The 18,469-nt window shown below is 72.5% G+C and carries 14 protein-coding genes; 10 read left to right on the plus strand and 4 right to left on the minus strand.

Annotation, left to right across the window (positions count from 1 at the left end; all coding sequences use genetic code 11):
• Positions 1 to 294: 294 nt before the first annotated feature.
• The 10 genes from ABT369_RS17070 to ABT369_RS17115 all read left to right on the plus strand — a co-directional run bounded on the left by ABT369_RS17070 (position 295) and on the right by ABT369_RS17115 (position 11,739).
• Complete coding sequence (locus tag ABT369_RS17070; RefSeq protein ID WP_350612892.1) at positions 295 to 1,032, plus strand: GntR family transcriptional regulator; 738 nt, start codon at positions 295 to 297, stop codon at positions 1,030 to 1,032.
• 80 nt (positions 1,033 to 1,112) lie between these two features.
• Entirely contained in the window at positions 1,113 to 1,844 is a 732-nt protein-coding gene (locus ABT369_RS17075) for an SDR family NAD(P)-dependent oxidoreductase (RefSeq protein ID WP_350612893.1), read from the plus strand.
• A 30-nt stretch (positions 1,845 to 1,874) separates the two neighbouring features.
• A complete protein-coding gene (locus ABT369_RS17080) occupies positions 1,875 to 2,924 on the plus strand; it encodes a mannonate dehydratase (RefSeq protein WP_350612895.1) in 1,050 nt (349 codons plus the stop codon).
• Positions 2,921 to 5,005 (plus strand): beta-galactosidase, encoded by a 2,085-nt coding sequence (locus ABT369_RS17085; RefSeq protein WP_350612896.1) that lies wholly within the window; start codon positions 2,921 to 2,923, stop codon positions 5,003 to 5,005. Before ABT369_RS17080 ends, ABT369_RS17085 begins: the two co-directional genes overlap by 4 nt.
• A complete protein-coding gene (locus ABT369_RS17090; RefSeq protein WP_350612897.1) occupies positions 5,002 to 5,922 on the plus strand; it encodes a DUF6807 domain-containing protein in 921 nt (306 codons plus the stop codon). The genes ABT369_RS17085 and ABT369_RS17090 overlap by 4 nt, the downstream gene beginning before the upstream one ends.
• Positions 5,923 to 6,285, plus strand: a complete 363-nt coding sequence (locus ABT369_RS17095; RefSeq protein ID WP_350612899.1) for a DeoR family transcriptional regulator — start codon at positions 5,923 to 5,925, stop codon at positions 6,283 to 6,285.
• Between the two features lie 291 nt (positions 6,286 to 6,576).
• Positions 6,577 to 7,356 (plus strand): SDR family NAD(P)-dependent oxidoreductase, encoded by a 780-nt coding sequence (locus ABT369_RS17100; protein ID WP_350612901.1) that lies wholly within the window; start codon positions 6,577 to 6,579, stop codon positions 7,354 to 7,356.
• Positions 7,353 to 8,213 (plus strand): SMP-30/gluconolactonase/LRE family protein, encoded by an 861-nt coding sequence (locus tag ABT369_RS17105; RefSeq protein ID WP_350612902.1) that lies wholly within the window; start codon positions 7,353 to 7,355, stop codon positions 8,211 to 8,213. Before ABT369_RS17100 ends, ABT369_RS17105 begins: the two co-directional genes overlap by 4 nt.
• An 8-nt stretch (positions 8,214 to 8,221) precedes the next feature.
• Entirely contained in the window at positions 8,222 to 11,047 is a 2,826-nt protein-coding gene (locus tag ABT369_RS17110; RefSeq protein ID WP_350612904.1) for an FAD-binding and (Fe-S)-binding domain-containing protein, read from the plus strand.
• 17 nt (positions 11,048 to 11,064) lie between these two features.
• Positions 11,065 to 11,739, plus strand: a complete 675-nt coding sequence (locus ABT369_RS17115; RefSeq protein WP_350612906.1) for an alpha/beta hydrolase — start codon at positions 11,065 to 11,067, stop codon at positions 11,737 to 11,739.
• A 5-nt stretch (positions 11,740 to 11,744) separates the two neighbouring features.
• On the opposite strand, the gene ABT369_RS17120 is transcribed toward ABT369_RS17115, so the two are convergent.
• Genes ABT369_RS17120 through ABT369_RS17135 form a run of 4 tightly spaced genes read right to left on the minus strand, consistent with a single transcriptional unit; the run spans position 11,745 to position 18,398 of the window.
• Positions 11,745 to 12,551: an NAD-dependent epimerase/dehydratase family protein gene (locus ABT369_RS17120; protein WP_350612908.1), complete on the minus strand. Its 807-nt coding sequence runs from the start codon at positions 12,549 to 12,551 to the stop codon at positions 11,745 to 11,747.
• A gap of 17 nt (positions 12,552 to 12,568) precedes the next feature.
• On the minus strand, positions 12,569 to 16,642 hold the full coding sequence (locus ABT369_RS17125) for a hypothetical protein (RefSeq protein ID WP_350612909.1): 4,074 nt from the start codon (positions 16,640 to 16,642) through the stop codon (positions 12,569 to 12,571).
• Positions 16,639 to 17,583: a carbohydrate ABC transporter permease gene (locus ABT369_RS17130; RefSeq protein ID WP_350612911.1), complete on the minus strand. Its 945-nt coding sequence runs from the start codon at positions 17,581 to 17,583 to the stop codon at positions 16,639 to 16,641. The genes ABT369_RS17125 and ABT369_RS17130 overlap by 4 nt, the downstream gene beginning before the upstream one ends.
• Positions 17,580 to 18,398 carry a carbohydrate ABC transporter permease gene (locus ABT369_RS17135; RefSeq protein ID WP_350612913.1) on the minus strand — a complete coding sequence of 273 codons (819 nt, stop codon included), beginning with the start codon at positions 18,396 to 18,398 and terminating at the stop codon, positions 17,580 to 17,582. The genes ABT369_RS17130 and ABT369_RS17135 overlap by 4 nt, the downstream gene beginning before the upstream one ends.
• Positions 18,399 to 18,469: the final 71 nt, after the last annotated feature.

Consider the following 18,469-nt stretch of genomic DNA (forward strand, 5'->3'; position numbering starts at 1 on the left):
GAGCGTCACGCCGGGCCGCCCGGGGGTGTCTGAACGGGACGGCCTGCACGCGTGCACGGCTGTTCGCGCCGGATGCGCGTGCCTCCTGAGGCACGGCTTCCCGCGAGGCGTGGGATCGGCTGAGGGTCCGGGCGGCGCTCGGTGAACGTCCCGGGTGTCAGGTGGTTTCCAGGATCGGAGCCGACGCCGAACGCATGTGCGGGCCGGCGGGCACGTGTCGTTTCCCATCTACGTCGATCACGTTAACGTTCGGATACTTGCATACAAGTACACTGGCATGCAACGATCAATTTCATGAGCCCCCGACCCGCGCTCGCTCCCGAGCCGACACCCGCCCCGATCGGCCCGGCGTTGTCGCCGGTCGTCCGCGAGCGTGCGTCGGCCCGGACGTCCGATCGCGTCTACGACGAGTTGGTTTCCGCGATCCGTGAGCTCCGGCTCGCCCCGGGCACGTCGTTGTCCGAGACCGAGCTCGCCGAGCGGCTGCATGTCAGCCGCACGCCGGTGCGCGAGGCGATCGCCCGGCTGGTCGACGCGGGGCTCGTGCGCGTCGTGCCGCAGGTCGGCACCCGGGTCGGACTGATCAGCCTGCGCGAGGTGGAAGAGGCGCGATTCGTCCGCGAGAGCCTGGAGGTCTCGGCGTTCGAGGCCGCCTGCGCGGGCCTCGCGCCGGACGTCAGCGGGCTGCGCGAACTGCTGGAGCAGCAGGAGCGCAGCTACCGCACCGAGGACTACAACGCGTTCTTCGTCGCCGATGAGGCGCTACATGCCGGGATCTTCGCGCTCAGTGGCTATCCCGGTGCCTGGCAGGTCGTGCAGCGCACGAAGCTCCAGCTGGACCGGCTGCGGCGGCTCACCCTGCCGAACAAGGCCGGCGTGCGGGTGCTGATCGATGAGCATCGCGCAATTGTGGACGTCCTGGAGAAGGCCGACGTCGCGGCCGGGCGGGCACTGATCAGCCGGCACGCTCGGCGCGCTATGGAGCTTGCCCCGTCGTTGCGCGACAAGTACCCGGACTACTTCACCGAGTGACCCGACGACGGCCGCCGGGCCGTGGCCGACGCGCCACGGCCCGCGCCGGCGTGCGGCTTGAAAGGAATACCGGCAACGTGATGCGATTCGATGGAAAGACGGTCCTGGTGACCGGGGCGGGCTCCGGGATCGGCCGCGAGATGGCGCGCCGCTTCCTCGACGAAGGTGCGGCGGTGTACGCGGCGGACCTGGACCCCGCGGGTGTGCCGCAGGGCGCCGTCCCGCTCGTGGTCGACGTGACCGATCACGGCTCGGTCGCCGCGGCGGTCTCCCGGGCGGTGGCCGAGACCGGCGCGCTGCATGTCCTGTGCAACAACGCGGGGGCGTCCTCGACCACCGACCCGGTCGCGTGCACCGTCGAGGACTGGGACCGTACCTTCGCGGTCAACAGCCGCGGCGTGTTCCTCGGCACCAAGTTCGCGCTGCCGCACATGCTTGCCCAGCGGTACGGTGCCATCGTCAACACCGCGTCCGTGGCCGGCCTGGTCGGGCTGCCCGACCGCGCCGCCTACTGTGCGAGCAAGGGTGCGGTCATCGCCTTCACCCGCCAGGTCGCGGTGCAATACGCGGGGACCGGGGTCCGATGCAACAGCATCTGCCCCGGCACGGTCGACTCACCGTGGGTGGGGCGGCTGCTCGCGGCGGCCGGCGATCCGGACCGCGCCCGCGACCAACTCGTCGCCCGGCAGCCGATGGGCCGGCTCGGCACGCCGGAGGAAGTCGCAGCGGCCGCGCTCTACCTCGCCTCCGACGATGCCGCGTTCGTCACCGGCACTGAACTTGTCCTCGACGGCGGGCTCCTCGCCGGCTGAAAACCGCTACCAACGAACGGAAACGGCAGGATGGCCATCCGCATCAGCCTTGGTCACATCGATAAGTATGACTCAAACATCGCGACATTCGCCCACCAGCTCGGGCTGAGCAGCATCCAGTTGCACACACCCGATCTGCTGCCCGGCGTCGACGGCCACTGGAGCCTGCCGGAGTTGCGGGCACTGCGGGACCGCTGCGACGCCGACGGACTGGCAATCGACGGCCTGGAAAACGTTCCGCTGGAGCACTTCTGGAAGATCCAGCGCGGGCTGCCCGGCCGGGACGAGCAGATCGAGAACTACCACAAGACCATCCGCAACCTCGCCGCGGTCGGCATCGACCTGCTGGGCTACAACTTTCTCGGCACGTACGTCTGGCGCACCGACATGGCCGCACGCGGACGCGGCGGCGCCAAGGTCACCGCGTTCGACCTGGCCGACGTGCCCGCCGGCAACGCCCTCGCCGGGCACCGGCTCACGCCTGACCGGCCCGTCGGCGAGCCGATCACTGCCGAGCAGATGTGGGCCAACCACCAGTACTTCCTCGATGCGGTGCTGCCGGTGGCCGAGGAGGCCGGGGTGCGGCTGGCCCTGCACCCCGACGACCCTCCCGTCGACGAGCCGCTGGGCGGCATAGCCCGGATCTTCACGTCCCCGGCCGCCATCGGCAAGGCGCTCGAGCAGGCCGGCGGCAGCCCGTCATGGGGCCTGAACCTGTGCCTCGGGACCGTGTCGGAAATGGACGGCGAGCGCAGCGTCAACGAGGTCATCGACCTGCTGGGACCGGCCATCCTCTACGTGCATTTCCGGGACGTCCGCGGCACCGTGCCCCGCTTCACCGAGTGTTTCATCGGTGAGGGTAACTACAATCCGGCCCGCGTGCTGCGGCGCCTGCACGACGCCGGATTCGACGGGTTCCTCATCGACGACCACGTCCCGGCGATGATCGGCGACGTGGACACCTGGGGTGACATCTCGTCCGAGGCGTACTGCAGCCGGGGCCGGGCGCACGCGATCGGTTACCTGCAGGGCGTCCTGAACGGGATGGGGCTCGACGAGCGGGACGGCACACGCGCATGACGGCGCAATGGATTCGGTGGCCCGCCAACGTCGTCGCCCGGTTCGGCGGCCGGCCGGTGGCTTTCGGCGGCGACTACAACCCCGAGCAATGGGACGAAAGCGTGTGGCCGCAGGACGTGCGACTGATGCGCGAGGCCGGCGTCAACCTCGTGACGGTCGGCGTCTTCTCCTGGTCGGTGCTCCAGCCGGCGCCCAGCCGCTGGAACTTCGGCTGGCTGGATCGGGTGCTCGATCTGCTGCACGCCGGCGGCATCGCGGTCGATCTCGCCACTGCCACCGCGTCGCCGCCACCGTGGCTCACCACACGGTTCCCGGAGGTGCTGCCGGTCGACCGGCACGGCCGGGTGATGGCGCAGGGCGGCCGCCAGGCCTGGTCGCCGTCGTCGCCGGTCTACCGCGAACACTCGCTCGCGCTGGTGGAGAAGATGGCCGAGCGCTACGGCGCGCACCCGGCCCTTGCCCTGTGGCACGTCTCCAACGAACTCGGCGGCCACAACTCCCGGTCCTACGACGGCGCCACCGCCGTAGCGTTCCGGGCCTGGCTCAGGCACCGGTACGCGGACTCGCTCGACAAGCTCAACGCCGCATGGAGCACTGCCGCCTGGAGCCAGGCCTACTCGGCATGGGAGGAGGTCCAGCCGCCGCGACTGACCTTCACCGACTCGAACCCGACGCAGCTGCTGGACTTCGACCGGTTCAGCTCAGACCAGCTGCGCGAGCAGTTGCGAGCGGAGATCGCCGTGCTGCGGCGGGTCACCCCGGACATGCCGGTGACCACGAACCTGGTGCTGTTCGACGCCGGCAAGAACATGGACTACAGCTCGTGGACCGCCGACCTGGATCTCGTCGCGAGCGACCACTACCTGCGCCCGACGCCCGACGCCCAGTCCGAGCTGTCGTTCTCGGCCGACCGGGCCCGCGGCCTGTCGGCGGGCAAGCCCTGGCTGCTCATGGAGACGGCCACCGGAGCCACGAGCTGGCGTGCGGTCAATCCCGCGAAGCGCCCCGGGCAACTCCAGCGCGACGTGTTCTCGCACGTCGCGCGCGGAGCCGACGGCATCTGCTTCTTCCAGTGGCGCGCCGCCCAGGCCGGGGCCGAACGGTTCCACTCCGCGATGCTCCCGCACGCCGGGTCCGACAGCCGCAAGTTCCGGGAGGTCGCGGCGCTCGGCGCGCAGCTGGCGTCCTGCGCCGAGGTGCTCGGCACCCGAGTGGTCGCGGACTGCGCGCTGGTGTTCTCGGAGGAGTCGTGGTGGGCTGCCGACCGCGAAGGGCACCCGCACAACGGTCTGTCCTACATGGAGAACGCGCTGCGGTGGTACCGGAGTCTGCGCGACGCGGGCATCACCGTCGACATCGTGCCACCGTCGGCCGACCTGTCCGGCTACCGGCTGATCGTCGTGCCCATGCTCTACCTGGTCCCGGACCGCGACGCGGCCGCCATCGCGGAAGCCGCGCACGCGGGCGCGACCGTGCTGGTCACCTACTTCTCGGGCATCGTCGACCCGCTCGACCGGGTGCGGCTCGGCGGTTACCCCGGGGCGTTCCGGGAACTGCTCGGCGTGCGCGTGGAGGAGTTCGCGCCGCTGCCGGAGGCGGACTGCGTGGACATCGACGGGGTCACCGGAGCCACTGCGGTCTCGACCTGGCACGAGGAGATCGACCTCACGGACGCGGTGGCCGAGGCGTGGTACGTCGGCGGCGACTTCGCGGGCGCGCCGGCGGTCACCCGCGCCGTCCGCGGTGCCGGGGAGGCATGGTACGCGGGAGTTGAGCTGGACGACGACGCCCGCGCCCGCCTGGTGGCGGCGCTCGCCGATCGCTCGGCCGTGACGTCGGCCAGCACCCCGGATGGGCTCGAGGTCGTCGTGCGCCGGTCCGCCGAGCACGAGTACACCTTTCTGATCAACCATGGCGTCACCGCGACGAGGGTGGCGGGGTCCGGCACCGACCTGCTGGACGGATCCATCCACAGCGCAGAGATCAACGTGCCGGCGGGCGGGGTGCGGGTCGTCAAGGCGGGACGGGCACCTCGTCAGGGAGGACATCGGGAGCCCATGGAAGCGATGCGAGCCCGATGAGCCTGCAGGTCGACCACGCCCTCGGCCGGTCGGTGACCGTCTGCACCGGCGGCGTCGCGCTGCTCAGCTACGTGTACCGCCCGGACACCCCGCGGCTGGAGTCGCCCAAGCCCTATCTGCATCCGATCCGGACGCTGGCCGGTGATCTGGTGTCCCTGTTCCGTCCGCACGACCACGTCTGGCACAAGGGTGTCGCCTGGTCGCTGCCGCACGTCGCAGAGCACAACTTCTGGGGCGGCCCTACGTACGTCCGCGGCAGCGGCTACGTCCAGCTGGACAACAACGGCAGTGCCGTGCACCGGTCCATGAACCACGTGTCCGCCGACGGCGACACCGCATCCCTGGCCCACGAGCTCGACTGGATCTCCCGGCCGGGCGACATGGTGCTCGACGAGCACCGAACGCTGACCGCCGCCCTGGTCGACGACCGGACCTGGACGCTGGTCTTCGACACAGCCACGACCAACGTCTCCGACGGCACCCTCACCTTCGGCTCGCCCACCACCAAAGGCCGCGAGGACGCCGGCTACGGCGGTCTCTTCTGGCGCGGCCCCCGCTCGTTCACGGGCGGCATCGTCCAATCACCGGACGGCGTCGGCGGCGACGACCTTCGCGGAACCCGTGCCGAGTGGTTCGCCTTCCGCGGCAGGCACGACGAAACCGGTCGCTCGTCGACGATCGTCATCGTCGACGACGCCGGAAACCCCCGGCACCCGCCGCAGTGGTTCGCCCGCAGCGAAGCGTTCGCCTGCCTCAACCCGGCGCCGTTCTTCAGTGCGGAACTCGAACTGGCCCCTGGTGCGACGGTCGGCTTCCGGTACGCCCTCGTCGTCACCGCCGGCGATCACGGCGACGAGGGCACTGCCGCACTCGCGGACCACGGCCGGGCCGCGCTGGCCCGGCAGGGGGTGGTCTAGGTGACCAACCGGGGCGGACGCCTCCCTGCGGTACGGCGCCGGGCCATCCTCGATCTGCTCGCCGAACAGGAGTTCGTCACGATCGAGCAAGTGCAGGCGGCCACGGGCACCTCCAGCTCCACCGTGCAGCGAGACCTCGGAGCGCTCGCCGCCGCGGGCGCCTTGTCGCGGATTCGGGGCGGAGCCAGGAGGCGATCGCCCGACATCGCCGCACTACGTTCGGCGCTCAACCAGTTACGTCGCACGCTCGACAGCGGTGACCTCCACACGGTCGAACGCACGATGCGCTGGGCGCTCAGTCTCTGTGAAGGAGTTCGATACCGCGAGCGCTGGCCGGACGCCGGCAACGGGCCTGGCGCATGACGGCACCGGCGCCGACGTCACAGCCACCTGGACCTGTCCGGACAGCTCCGCCGGCCATGAAGCGCCCGGATACCTGGCTGTCAACGCCGGTCGAGCCGACTGTCCATAGTGGAATGTCGGGCGGGCGGCGCCACACGGTACTAGCGGCCGCAGACAACGTTGTCTAAACTCTGTTCCGCGCAGCTGATCAAGACCCGTCGTGGCGCGTCAGCTGCAGCGATAGTTCCCCAGCGCGGCTGACCCCCCGCGCCGCGCGCTGCGGGGCCCGCGAACGGCAGCAAGGAGTCCATTGTGGAGTTCGACGGCAAGGTCGCCATCGTCACCGGCGGACTGAGCGGCATCGGCCGCGCGACCGCCCAGGTGCTCTCGGCGCGCGGCGCGACCGTCGTCGCTGTCGGCCTGCCACCGGCGGCCGGGGCCGAGGCCGAGCTTCCCGGCGTCGAGTACGCCGAACTCTCCGTGACCGACGAGGCGGCCACGGCCCGGCTCATCGCTCGCGTCGCCGCCGACCACGGCGGACTGGACATCGTGGTCGCCGCGGCCGGGATCCAGCGCTACGGCACGGCGGTGGACACCACGGCCGACGCGTGGAACGAGGTGCTCGCCGTCAACGTGACCGGCGCGTTCCACACGGTCAAGCACGCGCTGCCGCACCTGCGCGCCCGCGGGTCGGGCTCGATCGTGCTCGTCTCCTCCGTCCAGTCCTTCATCACCCAGAGCGCGGTCGCGGCGTACACCACCAGCAAGGGCGCGCTCAACGCCTTCGCCCGGTCGCTCGCCATCGACGAGGCGAAGCACGGGATCAGGGCCAACACCGTCTGCCCCGCCTCGGTGGACACGCCGATGCTGCGCACCTCCGCGCGCATGTTCTCCGACGGCACCGACGAAGGCACCCAGGCCCTCGTCGAATCCTGGGGGCGCAGCCACCCACTGGGACGGGTGGCGCGGCCGGAAGAGGTCGCCGAGGCGATCGCCTTCCTCGCCGGCGACCGCGCCAGCTTCATCACCGGCGTCGCGCTGCCCGTCGACGGCGGACTGCTCGCCAACGCCGCCGTGGTGCTCCCCGAATGACGCCGGCGATAACGCCCGAGGTCGCGGTCGCCGGCCGGGCCCGGGTCGGCGAGGGGCCGGTATGGGATGCGCCCAGCGGCCGCCTGCACTGGGTGGACATCCCGGCCGGGCACATCCACACCAGCGACCCGACGACCGGGCAGACCAGCACGCTGACACTTCCGACGCAGGTCGGCGCTGCGGTACCCCGCCGCAGCGGGGGCTTCGTCGCCGCGGTGGCCGAGGGCTTCGCCAGCGTCGAGGCCGGCATGACCGTCCGGTGCGCGATCCTGCCGGAGGGGGAGCGCATGAACGACGCGAAGTGCGACCGGCACGGGCGGCTCTGGGCCGGCAGCACCACGATGGATTTCCAGCCGGGCCGGGGCGCCCTGCACGTGCTCGGGCCCGACTGGACGACTCGCGTGGTCCTGGAGGGACTGACGCTGCCCAACGGGCTCGACTGGAGTCCCGACGGGCGCACCTTCTACCTCGCCGACACCATGGCGGGCGAGATCTCGGCCTTCGACGCCGACCCGGAGCGTGCCACGATCGGCCGCCGGCGCACGTTCGCCCGGTTCCCCCAGGGCACGGGCATGCCGGACGGGCTCACCGTCGACGCCACCGGCTGTCTCTGGGTGGCGATGTGGGGCGGCGACCGGGTGGTGCGCCTCTCACCGGACGCCGACCTGCTCGGCGAGCTGCCCATGCCCGTGCACCAGCCCTCCTCCTGCGCCTTCGGCGGCCCCGCCCTCGACGTTCTGTACATCACGTCGGCCCGCGAGGGTCTGGACCTGGCCGACGACGACCCCGCGGGATCGGTGTTCGCGGTCAACGGGCTGGGCGTGGCGGGAACGCCGGCCGCTGTGTTCGCGGGGTGAGCATGCCGATGAGCGCCGAGAATCCCGCTGGCCCGGGCCGGCTCGCCGCGGTCGACGACGCGCTGCTGGGCGTGCTGGAGCGGGTCGCACCGGGCGCGATCCGGGCCCGTGCCAGCGATCGGCTGGGCATGGCCCATGACGCCTCGCACTACCTGCTCACGCCGCAGGCGGTGCTTGTGCCGCGCGACGCCGGGCAGGTGGCGGCGCTCATGCGGGCTGCCGCCGGGCTGCGGCTCGGTGTCACGTTCCGTTCGGGTGGCACTAGCCTGAGTGGGCAGGCCGGCACCGAGCATCTGCTCGTCGACGTCCGCCGGCACTTCCGCACCGTTGAGGTCCTCGACGGTGGCGCCCGGGTCCGGGTGCAGCCCGGCGCGGTGTTGCGCCAGGTCAACGCGCGCCTCGCGCCGTTCGGCCGCCGGCTCGGCCCGGACCCGGCCAGCGAGTCGGCGTGCACGGTCGGCGGTGTCATCGCCAACAACTCCAGCGGCATGACGTGTGGGACGCACGCCAACACGTACCAGACCCTGGAGTCGATGACGCTCGTGCTGCCCAGCGGCACGGTTGTCGACACCGCCGCACCTGACGCCGATGCGCGGCTGCGCGCCCGCGAGCCGGCCCTGACCGGCGCCATCGAGCGGCTGCGGGACCGGGTCCGCGGCAATCCGGACTCGGTGCGGCGGATCACGGCGCAGTTCGCGATGAAGAACACCATGGGCTACGGCCTCAACAGCTTCCTCGACCACACCTCGCCCGCGCAGATCCTTGCCCACCTCGTCATCGGCAGCGAGGGGACCCTCGGCTTCGTCGCCGAGGCCGTTTTGCGGACCGTCCCGGTCCACTCCGCGGTCTCGACGGGGCTGGTGGTCTTCCCCACGCTGCGCGAGGCGATGGCGGTCATGCCGGAGCTGGTGGCGGCCGCACCCGCGGCCGTCGAACTGCTCGACGCCGAGTCCCTTCGGGTCGCCGGGGCGCAGGACGCCTCGGCCCTCGATCTGGTTGTCGACCGTCACGCCGCGCTGCTGGTCGAGTGGCAGGAGCCGGACGCCGGACGCCTCACCGAGCGCGAACGGCGGGCCGAGCAGCTCTTCGCCGGATGGAACCTCGCCGTCCCGGCCCGGCTGAGCCGGGACGCGACCGGACGGGCCGGGCTGTGGCACATCCGCAAGGGGCTGTACGCGGCGGTCGCCGGGGCCCGGCCGTCCGGCACCGTCGCGCTGCTGGAGGACGTGGCCGTCCCGGTGCCCGCTCTTGCCGACCTGTGTGACGACCTCGCCGGCCTGTTCGACCGGCACCGGTACGAGCGCAGTGTCATCTTCGGCCACGCCAAGGACGGCAACCTGCACTTCATGCTCAACGAGAAGTTCGGCGCCGGCGACGACGTGCAGCGCTACGCGGACTTCACCGAGGAGATGATTGACGCCGTCCTGGGCCGCGGCGGCACGCTCAAGGCCGAGCACGGCACCGGCCGGGTCATGGCCCCGTTCGTCGGCCGGCAGTACGGTGACGAGCTCTTCGACGTCATGCTCGAGGTCAAGCGGCACTGCGATCCGGCCGGCACCCTGAACCCCGGGGTGCTGCTCACCGACGATCCGCGGGCGCACCTGCGTCACCTCAAGCCGGTCGTCACCGTCGAGCCCGAGGTCGACCGGTGCGTCGAGTGCGGCTACTGCGAGCCGGTGTGCCCCAGCCGCGACCTCACCACCACCCCGCGGCAGCGCATCGTCCTGCGCCGGGAGATCACCGCCGCCGTGGCCGGTGGCGACACCGCGCTCGCCCGGCAGCTGGAGCGGGAGTACCGCTACGACGCCGTCGACACCTGCGCCGTCGACGGCATGTGCGCCACCGCCTGCCCCGTGCTCATCAACACCGGCGATCTCACCAAGCGGCTGCGCGCCGGGCACAACGGCCGCGCCGCCCGGCAGGCGTGGAGCGCGGCCGCGAAGCACTGGGACACGGCGACCCGGGCCATGAACCTCGCCCTGGACCTGGCGGCGGCGGCGCCGCCCGGCGTCGCCGAGGCCACCACCCGGGCCGCCCGCCGCATCGGCAACCCCGATGTCGTGCCGGCCTGGAGCCGCGACCTGCCGCGCGGCGGCATCCGGCGCCGCGCCGCACCCGATCCGGCCGCCGGTGCCGTCTACCTGCCCTCGTGCCTGAACACCATGTTCGCCCCGGCCCGCGGCGGCGACGGCGTCATGGCCGCGGTGCGCAGGCTTGCCGACCGGGCCGGCGTCCGGCTGCACATCCCCGCGGGCGTGGGCGACCTGTGCTGCGGCACCCCATGGTCGTCCAAGGGCCTGACGGACGGGTACGAGATCATGCGGCACCGCGTCCGCGACGTCCTCGCCACCGCGACGGACAACGGCCGGCTCCCGGTCGTCACCGACGCCGCCTCCTGCACGGAGGGTCTGCACCGCCTCCTCGCCGAGGTTACCCCGGCCGTCGAGGTCATCGACGCCGTGACCTTCGCGGCCGAGCACGTGCTGCCGCGGCTGCCCGCCGGCCGGCGCCTGCCCTCGCTGGCGCTGCATCCCACCTGCTCCTCCACCCGTCTCGGCCTCGACGCCGCGATCGCCCGCATCGCCGGCGCGGTGGCCGAGCGCGTCGTCGTCCCGGACGACTGGCAGTGCTGCGCCTTCGCCGGGGACCGCGGCCTGCTGCACCCGCAGCTCACCGCCTCCGCCACCCGCAGCGAGGCGGAGGCCGTCGCCCGCGACGAATGCGCCGCCCACGCCTCGGTCAACCGCACCTGCGAGATCGGGATGAGCCGAGCCACCGGCCACCCGTACCACCATCTGCTGGAACTGCTCGACCGGATCACCGCATCCGACTGACGCGAAGGCTCGGTTCAATGCCGCTGCACATGATCGTCCTGCCCGGCGGCGGGTACGAGCACCACGCAACACACGAGGCCGAACCCGTGGCCGAGTGGCTCGGGTCGCTCGGCCTCGAGGCCGGCGTGCTGCGCTACCCGGTGGCGACCCGCCACCCCGGACCGTTGCTGGCGGTGCGGGCGGAGATCGCCGGGCTGCGGCGGCGCGGCGTGCGGCGCATCGGCGTGATCGGCTTCTCCGCCGGCGGCCACCTCGCCGGCCATGCGGCCCTGGCACCGGATGTGCGGCCGGACGAGCGGCCGGACCTGGCGGTGCTGTGCTACCCGGTCGTCTCGATGCTCCCCGAGCACCACGCCGGCTCGCGGGAGCAGCTCCTCGGCGCGGACGCGACGGCGGCGCAGCGCCGGGAGGCGTCGCTGGAGGAGCTGGTGACACCGCAGGCGCCGCCGTTCTTCCTCTGGCACAGCTCGGACGACGCGGTCGTCCCGGTCGAGCACAGCTACCGGCTGGCTCGCGCGCTGGCAGCGCACGACGTGCCGCACGAGCTGCACGTCTTCCCGCACGGCCGGCACGGGCTGGGGCTGGCCGAGGACGACGAGCCGGCCGGGCAGTGGACGCGGCTGTGCGCGCGGTGGCTCGCCGGGGTAGGCACCGCCGCGCCGGCCGCGCAGGGCACGGCCGGCGCTCGGTAGCCGGGTCAGCCGAGCGGCATGGTGCAGAACCCGCCGCCGACCAGACGGTTGCGGGGCGCGGCGGGGTCGGCGTCGCCGCCGGCCAGCGCCTGGGCGGCGTACCGTTCGGCGTCGTCGCGCGGGTGGTACCCGATGGCCTCCGCCTCGGCCGGCGACCACCACCGGCGGGTGTTGGCCGAGATGCCCCACAGGATGCGGAATCCGGCCGGCTCGACCCGCAGGCACGCCTCGACCAGCCGGACCGCGTCCCCGGGCGAGAGCCACCTGGCCAAGTCCTCGGGGACCGTCGGAAGCGGCCGGAACGCGCCGATGCGCAGGCACGTCACGTCGATGCCGAACCGCGAGTGGTAGAGGCTGCCCAGCGCCTCGACCGCGGCCTTGCTCACCCCGTAGAAGGTGTCCGGACGGGCCGAGCTGTCCGCCGGCAGCGGGCCGTGCACCGCCTCGTCGCGGGTGCGGAACCCGGCGGCGTGGATGCTGCCGGCGAGGACCACCCGCCGTACCCCGGCCTCGACCGCCGCCGCCAGCACCTGTTGCGTGCCGTCGATGTTGACGGCACGGATCGTCTCCCAGGGCGCCTCGCCTGCGCACCCGCCGAGGTGGACCACCGCGTCGACGCCCTCGCAGGCGGCGCGGATCGCGTCCGGGTCGGTGAAGGACGCCGTGTGGATCTCCACCCGTTCGCCCGGGGCCGCCGGCGGCTGCGGTTGGACGTCCAGCACCCGCAGCACCCGGCCCGGGCGGGCGAGTCCGGGCCGCAGCACGGTGCCGATTCGCCCGGCGGCGCCGGTGAGCAGGACCCGCTCGGACATCTCTGAACCCCCTGCGGTTACGGGCCGGCGATGGCCGGCAGGTCGGACGGTGCGTGGTACTCCTGCGGAGCCGTCCCCGCGGGCAGGTAGGGCGGCTCGTGGTACGTGTGTGTCCGGCGGAAGGTCAGCGGGACCGGTGGGCGCCAGTGCCGCCAACCACCAGGATCGGCCGGCACCGGCGCACTCGGCGGGCCGACGCCGTTGCCGTTCTCCGCGGCCACCGCGTACTCGTCGCCGGCGGCCGGCGCACGGTCGACGTAGGAGAACGCGAGCCCGGCGAAGATCTCGTGGTACCCGGCCTCGCCGCGGTGGCGGCGCAGCAGCCGATACCCGCTCGCGCCGAGCACCTCACCCCAGCTCAGCTCCACGCCGCCCGGGCCCGGCAGCGGAGCCAGCCCGTCCGGCGGGGCGGGCGGGGCGCCGGTGACGTACAACGGGTAGTCCGCGCCCGGCGGGGCATGGTGCCGGGAGTTCGCGGCGACGACCCGAACGTGCAGCTTGCGGCCGTCGGCCAGGCCGGTCAGCCGGCACGGGCTGGTCCGGGCGGTCGCGGCGGTGCGCCACGTGTCGCCGCCGTCGTCGCTGAGCTGGACCAGGTACCGTTCGGCCGCCGGCACCGGCGCGAAGTGCACCTCGGCGGCGCCGCCGGCGGCCACGGTGCGGTGCACCTCGGCGGGCGCCGGCCGGGGTGCGTGTGCGGTCAGCTCCCACCGGTGCCGACCCGCCGGCAGCGCCACCGTCACCTCGTCGGGGGTCTCGCGCAGTGGCCGCACGAGCGCGCCGTCGATGTGGAAGGCCGCGCCGCGACGGCCGGCCGGCACGCGCAGGGTCAGCGAACTGCCGGCCGCGGCGCGGTACGTGCCGTGGCACTCGTGCGCGTCGGCCCGGTAGCGCAGACTGATGCCCAGGTCCCGGTCGTCGGTGGTGAGCACCACGTCGCCGGTGCCGATCGCGGTGCCGTGGAAGAGCACCAGCCGCCGCTCGCCGTCGCGCCGCAGCCGGATCACCCCGGCTGTGCCCCGGAAGCGCAGCCCGGCGACGTCGAGCGTGACGTCGAGCGCCCCCGGTTCGTGATGGGCGGCCCGCTCGTGGCGGAACACGTAGTCCACGCTGTCCGGGCCGGTGATCCGGGCGCCCCAGGGCGTGCGGTGCTGCGGGTCGATCGTGAGGTCGTCGCGGTGGCTGACGATCGCCAGCGTGCTGCCGGTGGTGGCGTCGGGCGGACCCTCCAGGCGTACCCCCTGGGAGACCGGGGTGCGGAACTCGCCGCCGCCCGCGCCGTCGGTGCGCACGCCGCGCACCACGTGGATGAAGGGCATCCGGTCGGTGAGGTGGTCGATGCTGTTGGCGTCGTCGCCGGTGGGCCGGGTCAGCGTGGCCCACGTCCAGACCATCCGCTGGGTGGCCGCTACGGCGTCGTAGACGACGAGGTAGTCGCGGCCGACGAGGATGACGCTGCGGCCGAGATAGTGGCCGTGCACCGGGCTGTCGGGGGCGGGGGTGATCTCGGCGTACTGCGCGGTGTCCAGGTCGTAGTGCGGGCGGTCCAGCGTGTTGGGGCCGAGTGACCGGATCGCCCCGCCGCGCCAGATGCCGCACGAGCTGACGAAGGTGGCGTCCGGCGCGCGCCGGTCTCCGGCGTCCTCCCGGCCGTGCCCGCTGTAGGCGCGCCCGCCGGCGTAGTAGTACAGGTGCCCGCTGCCGTTGTCGTCCGCGATGCCCCACCGGTAGTTGGGGCCGCGGTCGGTCTGCTGCAGGTGGACCGACACCTCGGTAGGCTCGCCGACGCCGGCGCGCAGCGTGATCCCGTACCCGGTGTACTTGGTGCTGCCCAGGCGAGGGTTGGTACCCCGGTCACCGGGCGGGGGATGCAGCACCCGCCACGGGTCGGCGGCGCCGCGCGGCTGGTCCAGGCGATGTCCCGCGGCGTCGCAGCCCCACAGCAGGTGTTCGGCGACGAGCGGACGGTAGCGGCGCAGTTGCTCGCCGAGCAGCCGCATCTCGATGGGTGGCCGGCGCGGCCAGCTTGCGTGCGCGCCCTGCGGCGGGTGCATGCGCAGCGCGCCGGGCGCGGTGGCCGAGACGTCCCGGTCCGGCGCGTCGGCGGTCATCACCGGGGCGCTCAGCGCGTCGACCAGCCAGTCGCCCAGGGCCGCGTACTGCGGTGTGCAGAGCCGGTTGTGGCCGTCGGCGCGGATGCCCAGCGCGTTGCCGAGCGTGGCCGGGCGCAGGAACGCCCACACGTACGTGGCGAGGCTCTCCGTCCATCGGCCGGGCCTGGCCTGCCGGTCAGGCAGTGCCGGCCGGGTGTTGAACGCCCCGGCCAGCCGCAGGAACGTCTCGAACTGGTCGAGCCAGTCGCCGGCCGCGGGATGCTCGGGGTACAACCAGGCCAGGCAGGCCAGCGCCGCCTTGCCGTCGGACATGAAGTTGGGGTGGCCGCCGAACATCCGCCGCATCGGCCCGATCTCCTCGCCGGCGCTGATGTAGGCGGTCAGCAGCAGCAGCGCGTCGACCCGGGCGGCCTCCTGCGGCGTCAGCTCGCCGCGCAGCCGGTCGTAGCCGTCCAGCAGCCGGTCGTACAGCGGCCGCTGGCCGATGTTGAGGTAGCCGGCGACCTCGTTCACGCCGTGCGCGATCAGCCGCGGGCCCTCGGCGCCGGCGAACAGCGCGGTGCGCAGTTCCCGCCCGGTGCGGATCTCGCCGGTGGCGCACAGCCGGCCCGGGCGCCGCCCGCCGTAGGTGAGCACCCAGTCCTTGACGCGGTCGAGGTCCAGGGTGCTGTGCCAGTGGTACAGCTGCCGGACGTGGGTGGACTGGTAGCAGGCGGCTCGCCGGGCCGCTTCGGCTTCGATGCCGTACCGCGCCGACAGCGCGTGCGCGTTCTCGTGCTGCGAGCGCAGCACGTCTCGGTCGCGTTCGTGGTCGTAGAAGGCGACCCCGGTACGCCGGGTGCCGGTGCGCAGCGGCCACCGCCAGTGCAACTCCCCGTCGCGGTACCGGAAGTGCAGCTGCAGGTCCCGGGCCGAGGCCCAGGAGGCGTAGCGGCCGTCGTCCCACCGGCCCGGGTCGCGGACGAACACCCCGGCGGCGTCGCCGGTGCGCACGTTCCAGAACGTCGCATGTGGACGGATGTCCCAGGCGTACGCGGGCGCGTACGGTGCGACGGTGAAGGCCATGTCCGCCCGCGGATCCTCGGGCCGGCCCGGTCCGGAGAAGGCCGGATCCTCGCCGCTGTCGGCGACCAGCAGCGGCTCGTCGATGCCCGGCCACCGGTAGGTCTCCGGCGAGCCGGGGTCGAGGTGATCGGTGGCGTCCTGCGAGTACGGCCAGGTCGAGGAGAATCGGTGCGTGGGTGAGAAGCCGTCCCAGCGCAGCTCCCACCTGGGGGCGGGGCCGTCGATGCCGCGCATCCGCTCGGTCAGCTCCACGAAGTCGTATCCGTGCACGCAGCGCACGGTTGCGGTGTACCGGCCGCCGCCGGCGAGCCGGTACCCGACTTCGTAGGCGACGACCAGCGGCCCGGCCTGCATCTCGCGCACGTCGATCCGCTCCACCTGGGCTCGCACACCGGCGAGTGCGGATCGGCCCACCCAGCCGTGCCCGCGGTCCAGCGCGAGGATCGGGCCCGGCACCGGCGGGGCCTCGGGTCCGGCGCCGGGACGGTGGGATCGGGGCAGCCGCACCCGGATCGGTCCGGCGTCCACCACGATGCCGTCGTCGTCGTGTACGGCCGTCACCGGGTGGGCGACGCTCGCCAGTGGGATCGACTCGTCGGCACACAGCGTGTACTCGTGGGACTGGCCGGGCGCCAGGGCGGTGAGGAAGCCGACCACCGCGCTGCGCAGCCGTCCCTCGTCGTCGGTGCGCACCTCGGACAGCTGGAACGGCACCGGCGTGCCCGCGGTGTCGACCAGCCGCAGCCGCCGGGCCGGCAGGGCCGGCTCGGGCCAGCGCACCGGCCAGTGCAGCAGCGTCCGCGGCCACGCGAACTCGGGATGGTCGATCGGGTCGTGCAGCCGGAACGTGACGCTCGCCCGGCCCGGTTCCCACCGGGTGGTGTGCCGGTCGGGCCGGGCCGGGCCGCTCATTCGGTTCCGCCGGTCCGCTCGCCGGCCGCCGCCTGCGTCGGCGCGATGCCCTGGCTGCCAAGGCCCGCCCCGCCCGCTACGCCCTCGACGAGGTAGCGCTGCAGCAGGATGAACAGCACGAGGATCGGCGCCGCCACGATGAAGGTGGCCGCGGCCACGACCGGCCAGTTCTGGGTGTGCTCGCCGAAGAACGAGTAGAGGCCGCGGGTGACCGGCCACAGCGCGTCGTCGGAGAGCATGACCAGCGGCAGGATCAGGCTGTTCCAGGAGGCGACGAACCCGAAGATGCCGAAGGTGGCCAGCGCCGGCTTCATCTGCGGGATGATGAAGGTGAGGATGAACCGGATGTACCCGCAGCCGTCCAGCACGGCCGCCTCGTCGATCTCGCGGGGAATTCCCTTGATGTACCCGACGAAGAAGAAGAACCCGGCGCCGGACAGGCTGGTCATCACCAGATAGCCGGGCATGCTGTTGTACAGGTGCAGCGCACGGGCCTCGATGAACAGCGGGATCAGGCCGCCGGGCAGGAAGCCGGAGAAGATGAAGAACGTGTAGAGCGCGTTGGAGTGCTTGAAGTACCCGCGGGAAATGGGGAAGGCGAGGAAGACCCCGAGCACGAGGGTGATCGCCGTCGGGAACACCGAATAGACCAGACTGTTGATCATCTGGCGGCCGAAGTCGCCCTCTTCCCACGCCTCGGCGAAGTTCTGCAGCGTCCATTCCTGCGGCAGGCCGGTCGGGTGCTGCAGGAAGTCCGGGTAGGACTTGAACGCCTGCAGCAGCAGGTAGAACAGCGGCAGCGCGAACAGCAGTACCGAGATGAGGAAACACACCACGTTCGTGCGCGCGCCGCGAAGCAGCGCCCCGGCGCCGCGCCGGCGCCGAGGCGGCGTCGCGGCCTGGCTCCGGGTGCGCTCAGGCAGTACCGCCGAGGTCGTCACAGCGCCACCTCCCGCCGCCGCAGGGTCCACAGGATGCCGCCACCGACGACCAAGGTGAGGAAGAACTGCAGCATCGCCAGCATCGAGCCGAACCCGAGCTGGCCGTTGCCGCTGAGGAACGCCGAGTTGAACATGTACATGCCCAGCGTCAGGGTGCCGAAGTTGCCCCCGGTGAGCACGAGGATGAGCGCGTACTCGCCGAGCGCGCCCACCACGGCCAGGAACATGTTCACCGTGAAGGCGGGCGCCAGCAGCGGGAAGGTCATGCTGCGGAACATGCGCCAACGTCCGGCGCCGTCCATCGACGCCGCCTCGTACACGTCCGACGGGATGTTGCGCAGCCCGGCGATGTAGATGAGCATCGAGTACCCGGAGAACATCCAGACGTTGACCAGCATCACGATGGGCAGCGCCAGCTGGTTGGAGCCGAGGAAGGTGCTGGTGACCCCGAAGGCGCCCTGCAGGATCTTCTCGGCCGGGCCGGAGAACGGGTCGAAGATCAGCGAGAAGATCGCCCCCACGACCGCGACCGAGAAGATCTGCGGCATGAAGATGAGCGCCCGGTACACGGCGTAGGACCGGCCCCGCCGGTTGAGCAGCAGGGCCAGCCCGATGCCGATCGCGTTCTGCACGATCGCCACGCCCACCACGTAGATGAGCGTGACGCGCACCGCGCCCCACACCTCCGAGGAGAGCGCGGTGAACGCGTTGGAGTAGTTGCACAGGCCGCAGAGGTTGAGCGGCGTACCCGGCAGGCCGGAGTATTGCGTGAACGAGTACCCGATGGTCGCCAGCGACGGGTACAGCCCGAACACCAGCCACCCGAGTGCCGGTATCGCAATGCTCGCCCATGGAATGAACCGTCGGGTCCGTGGGGTGCCGAACA

Source organism: Dactylosporangium sp. NPDC000244 (assembly GCF_040300725.1).
Classification (GTDB): Bacteria; Actinomycetota; Actinomycetes; order Mycobacteriales; family Micromonosporaceae; genus Dactylosporangium.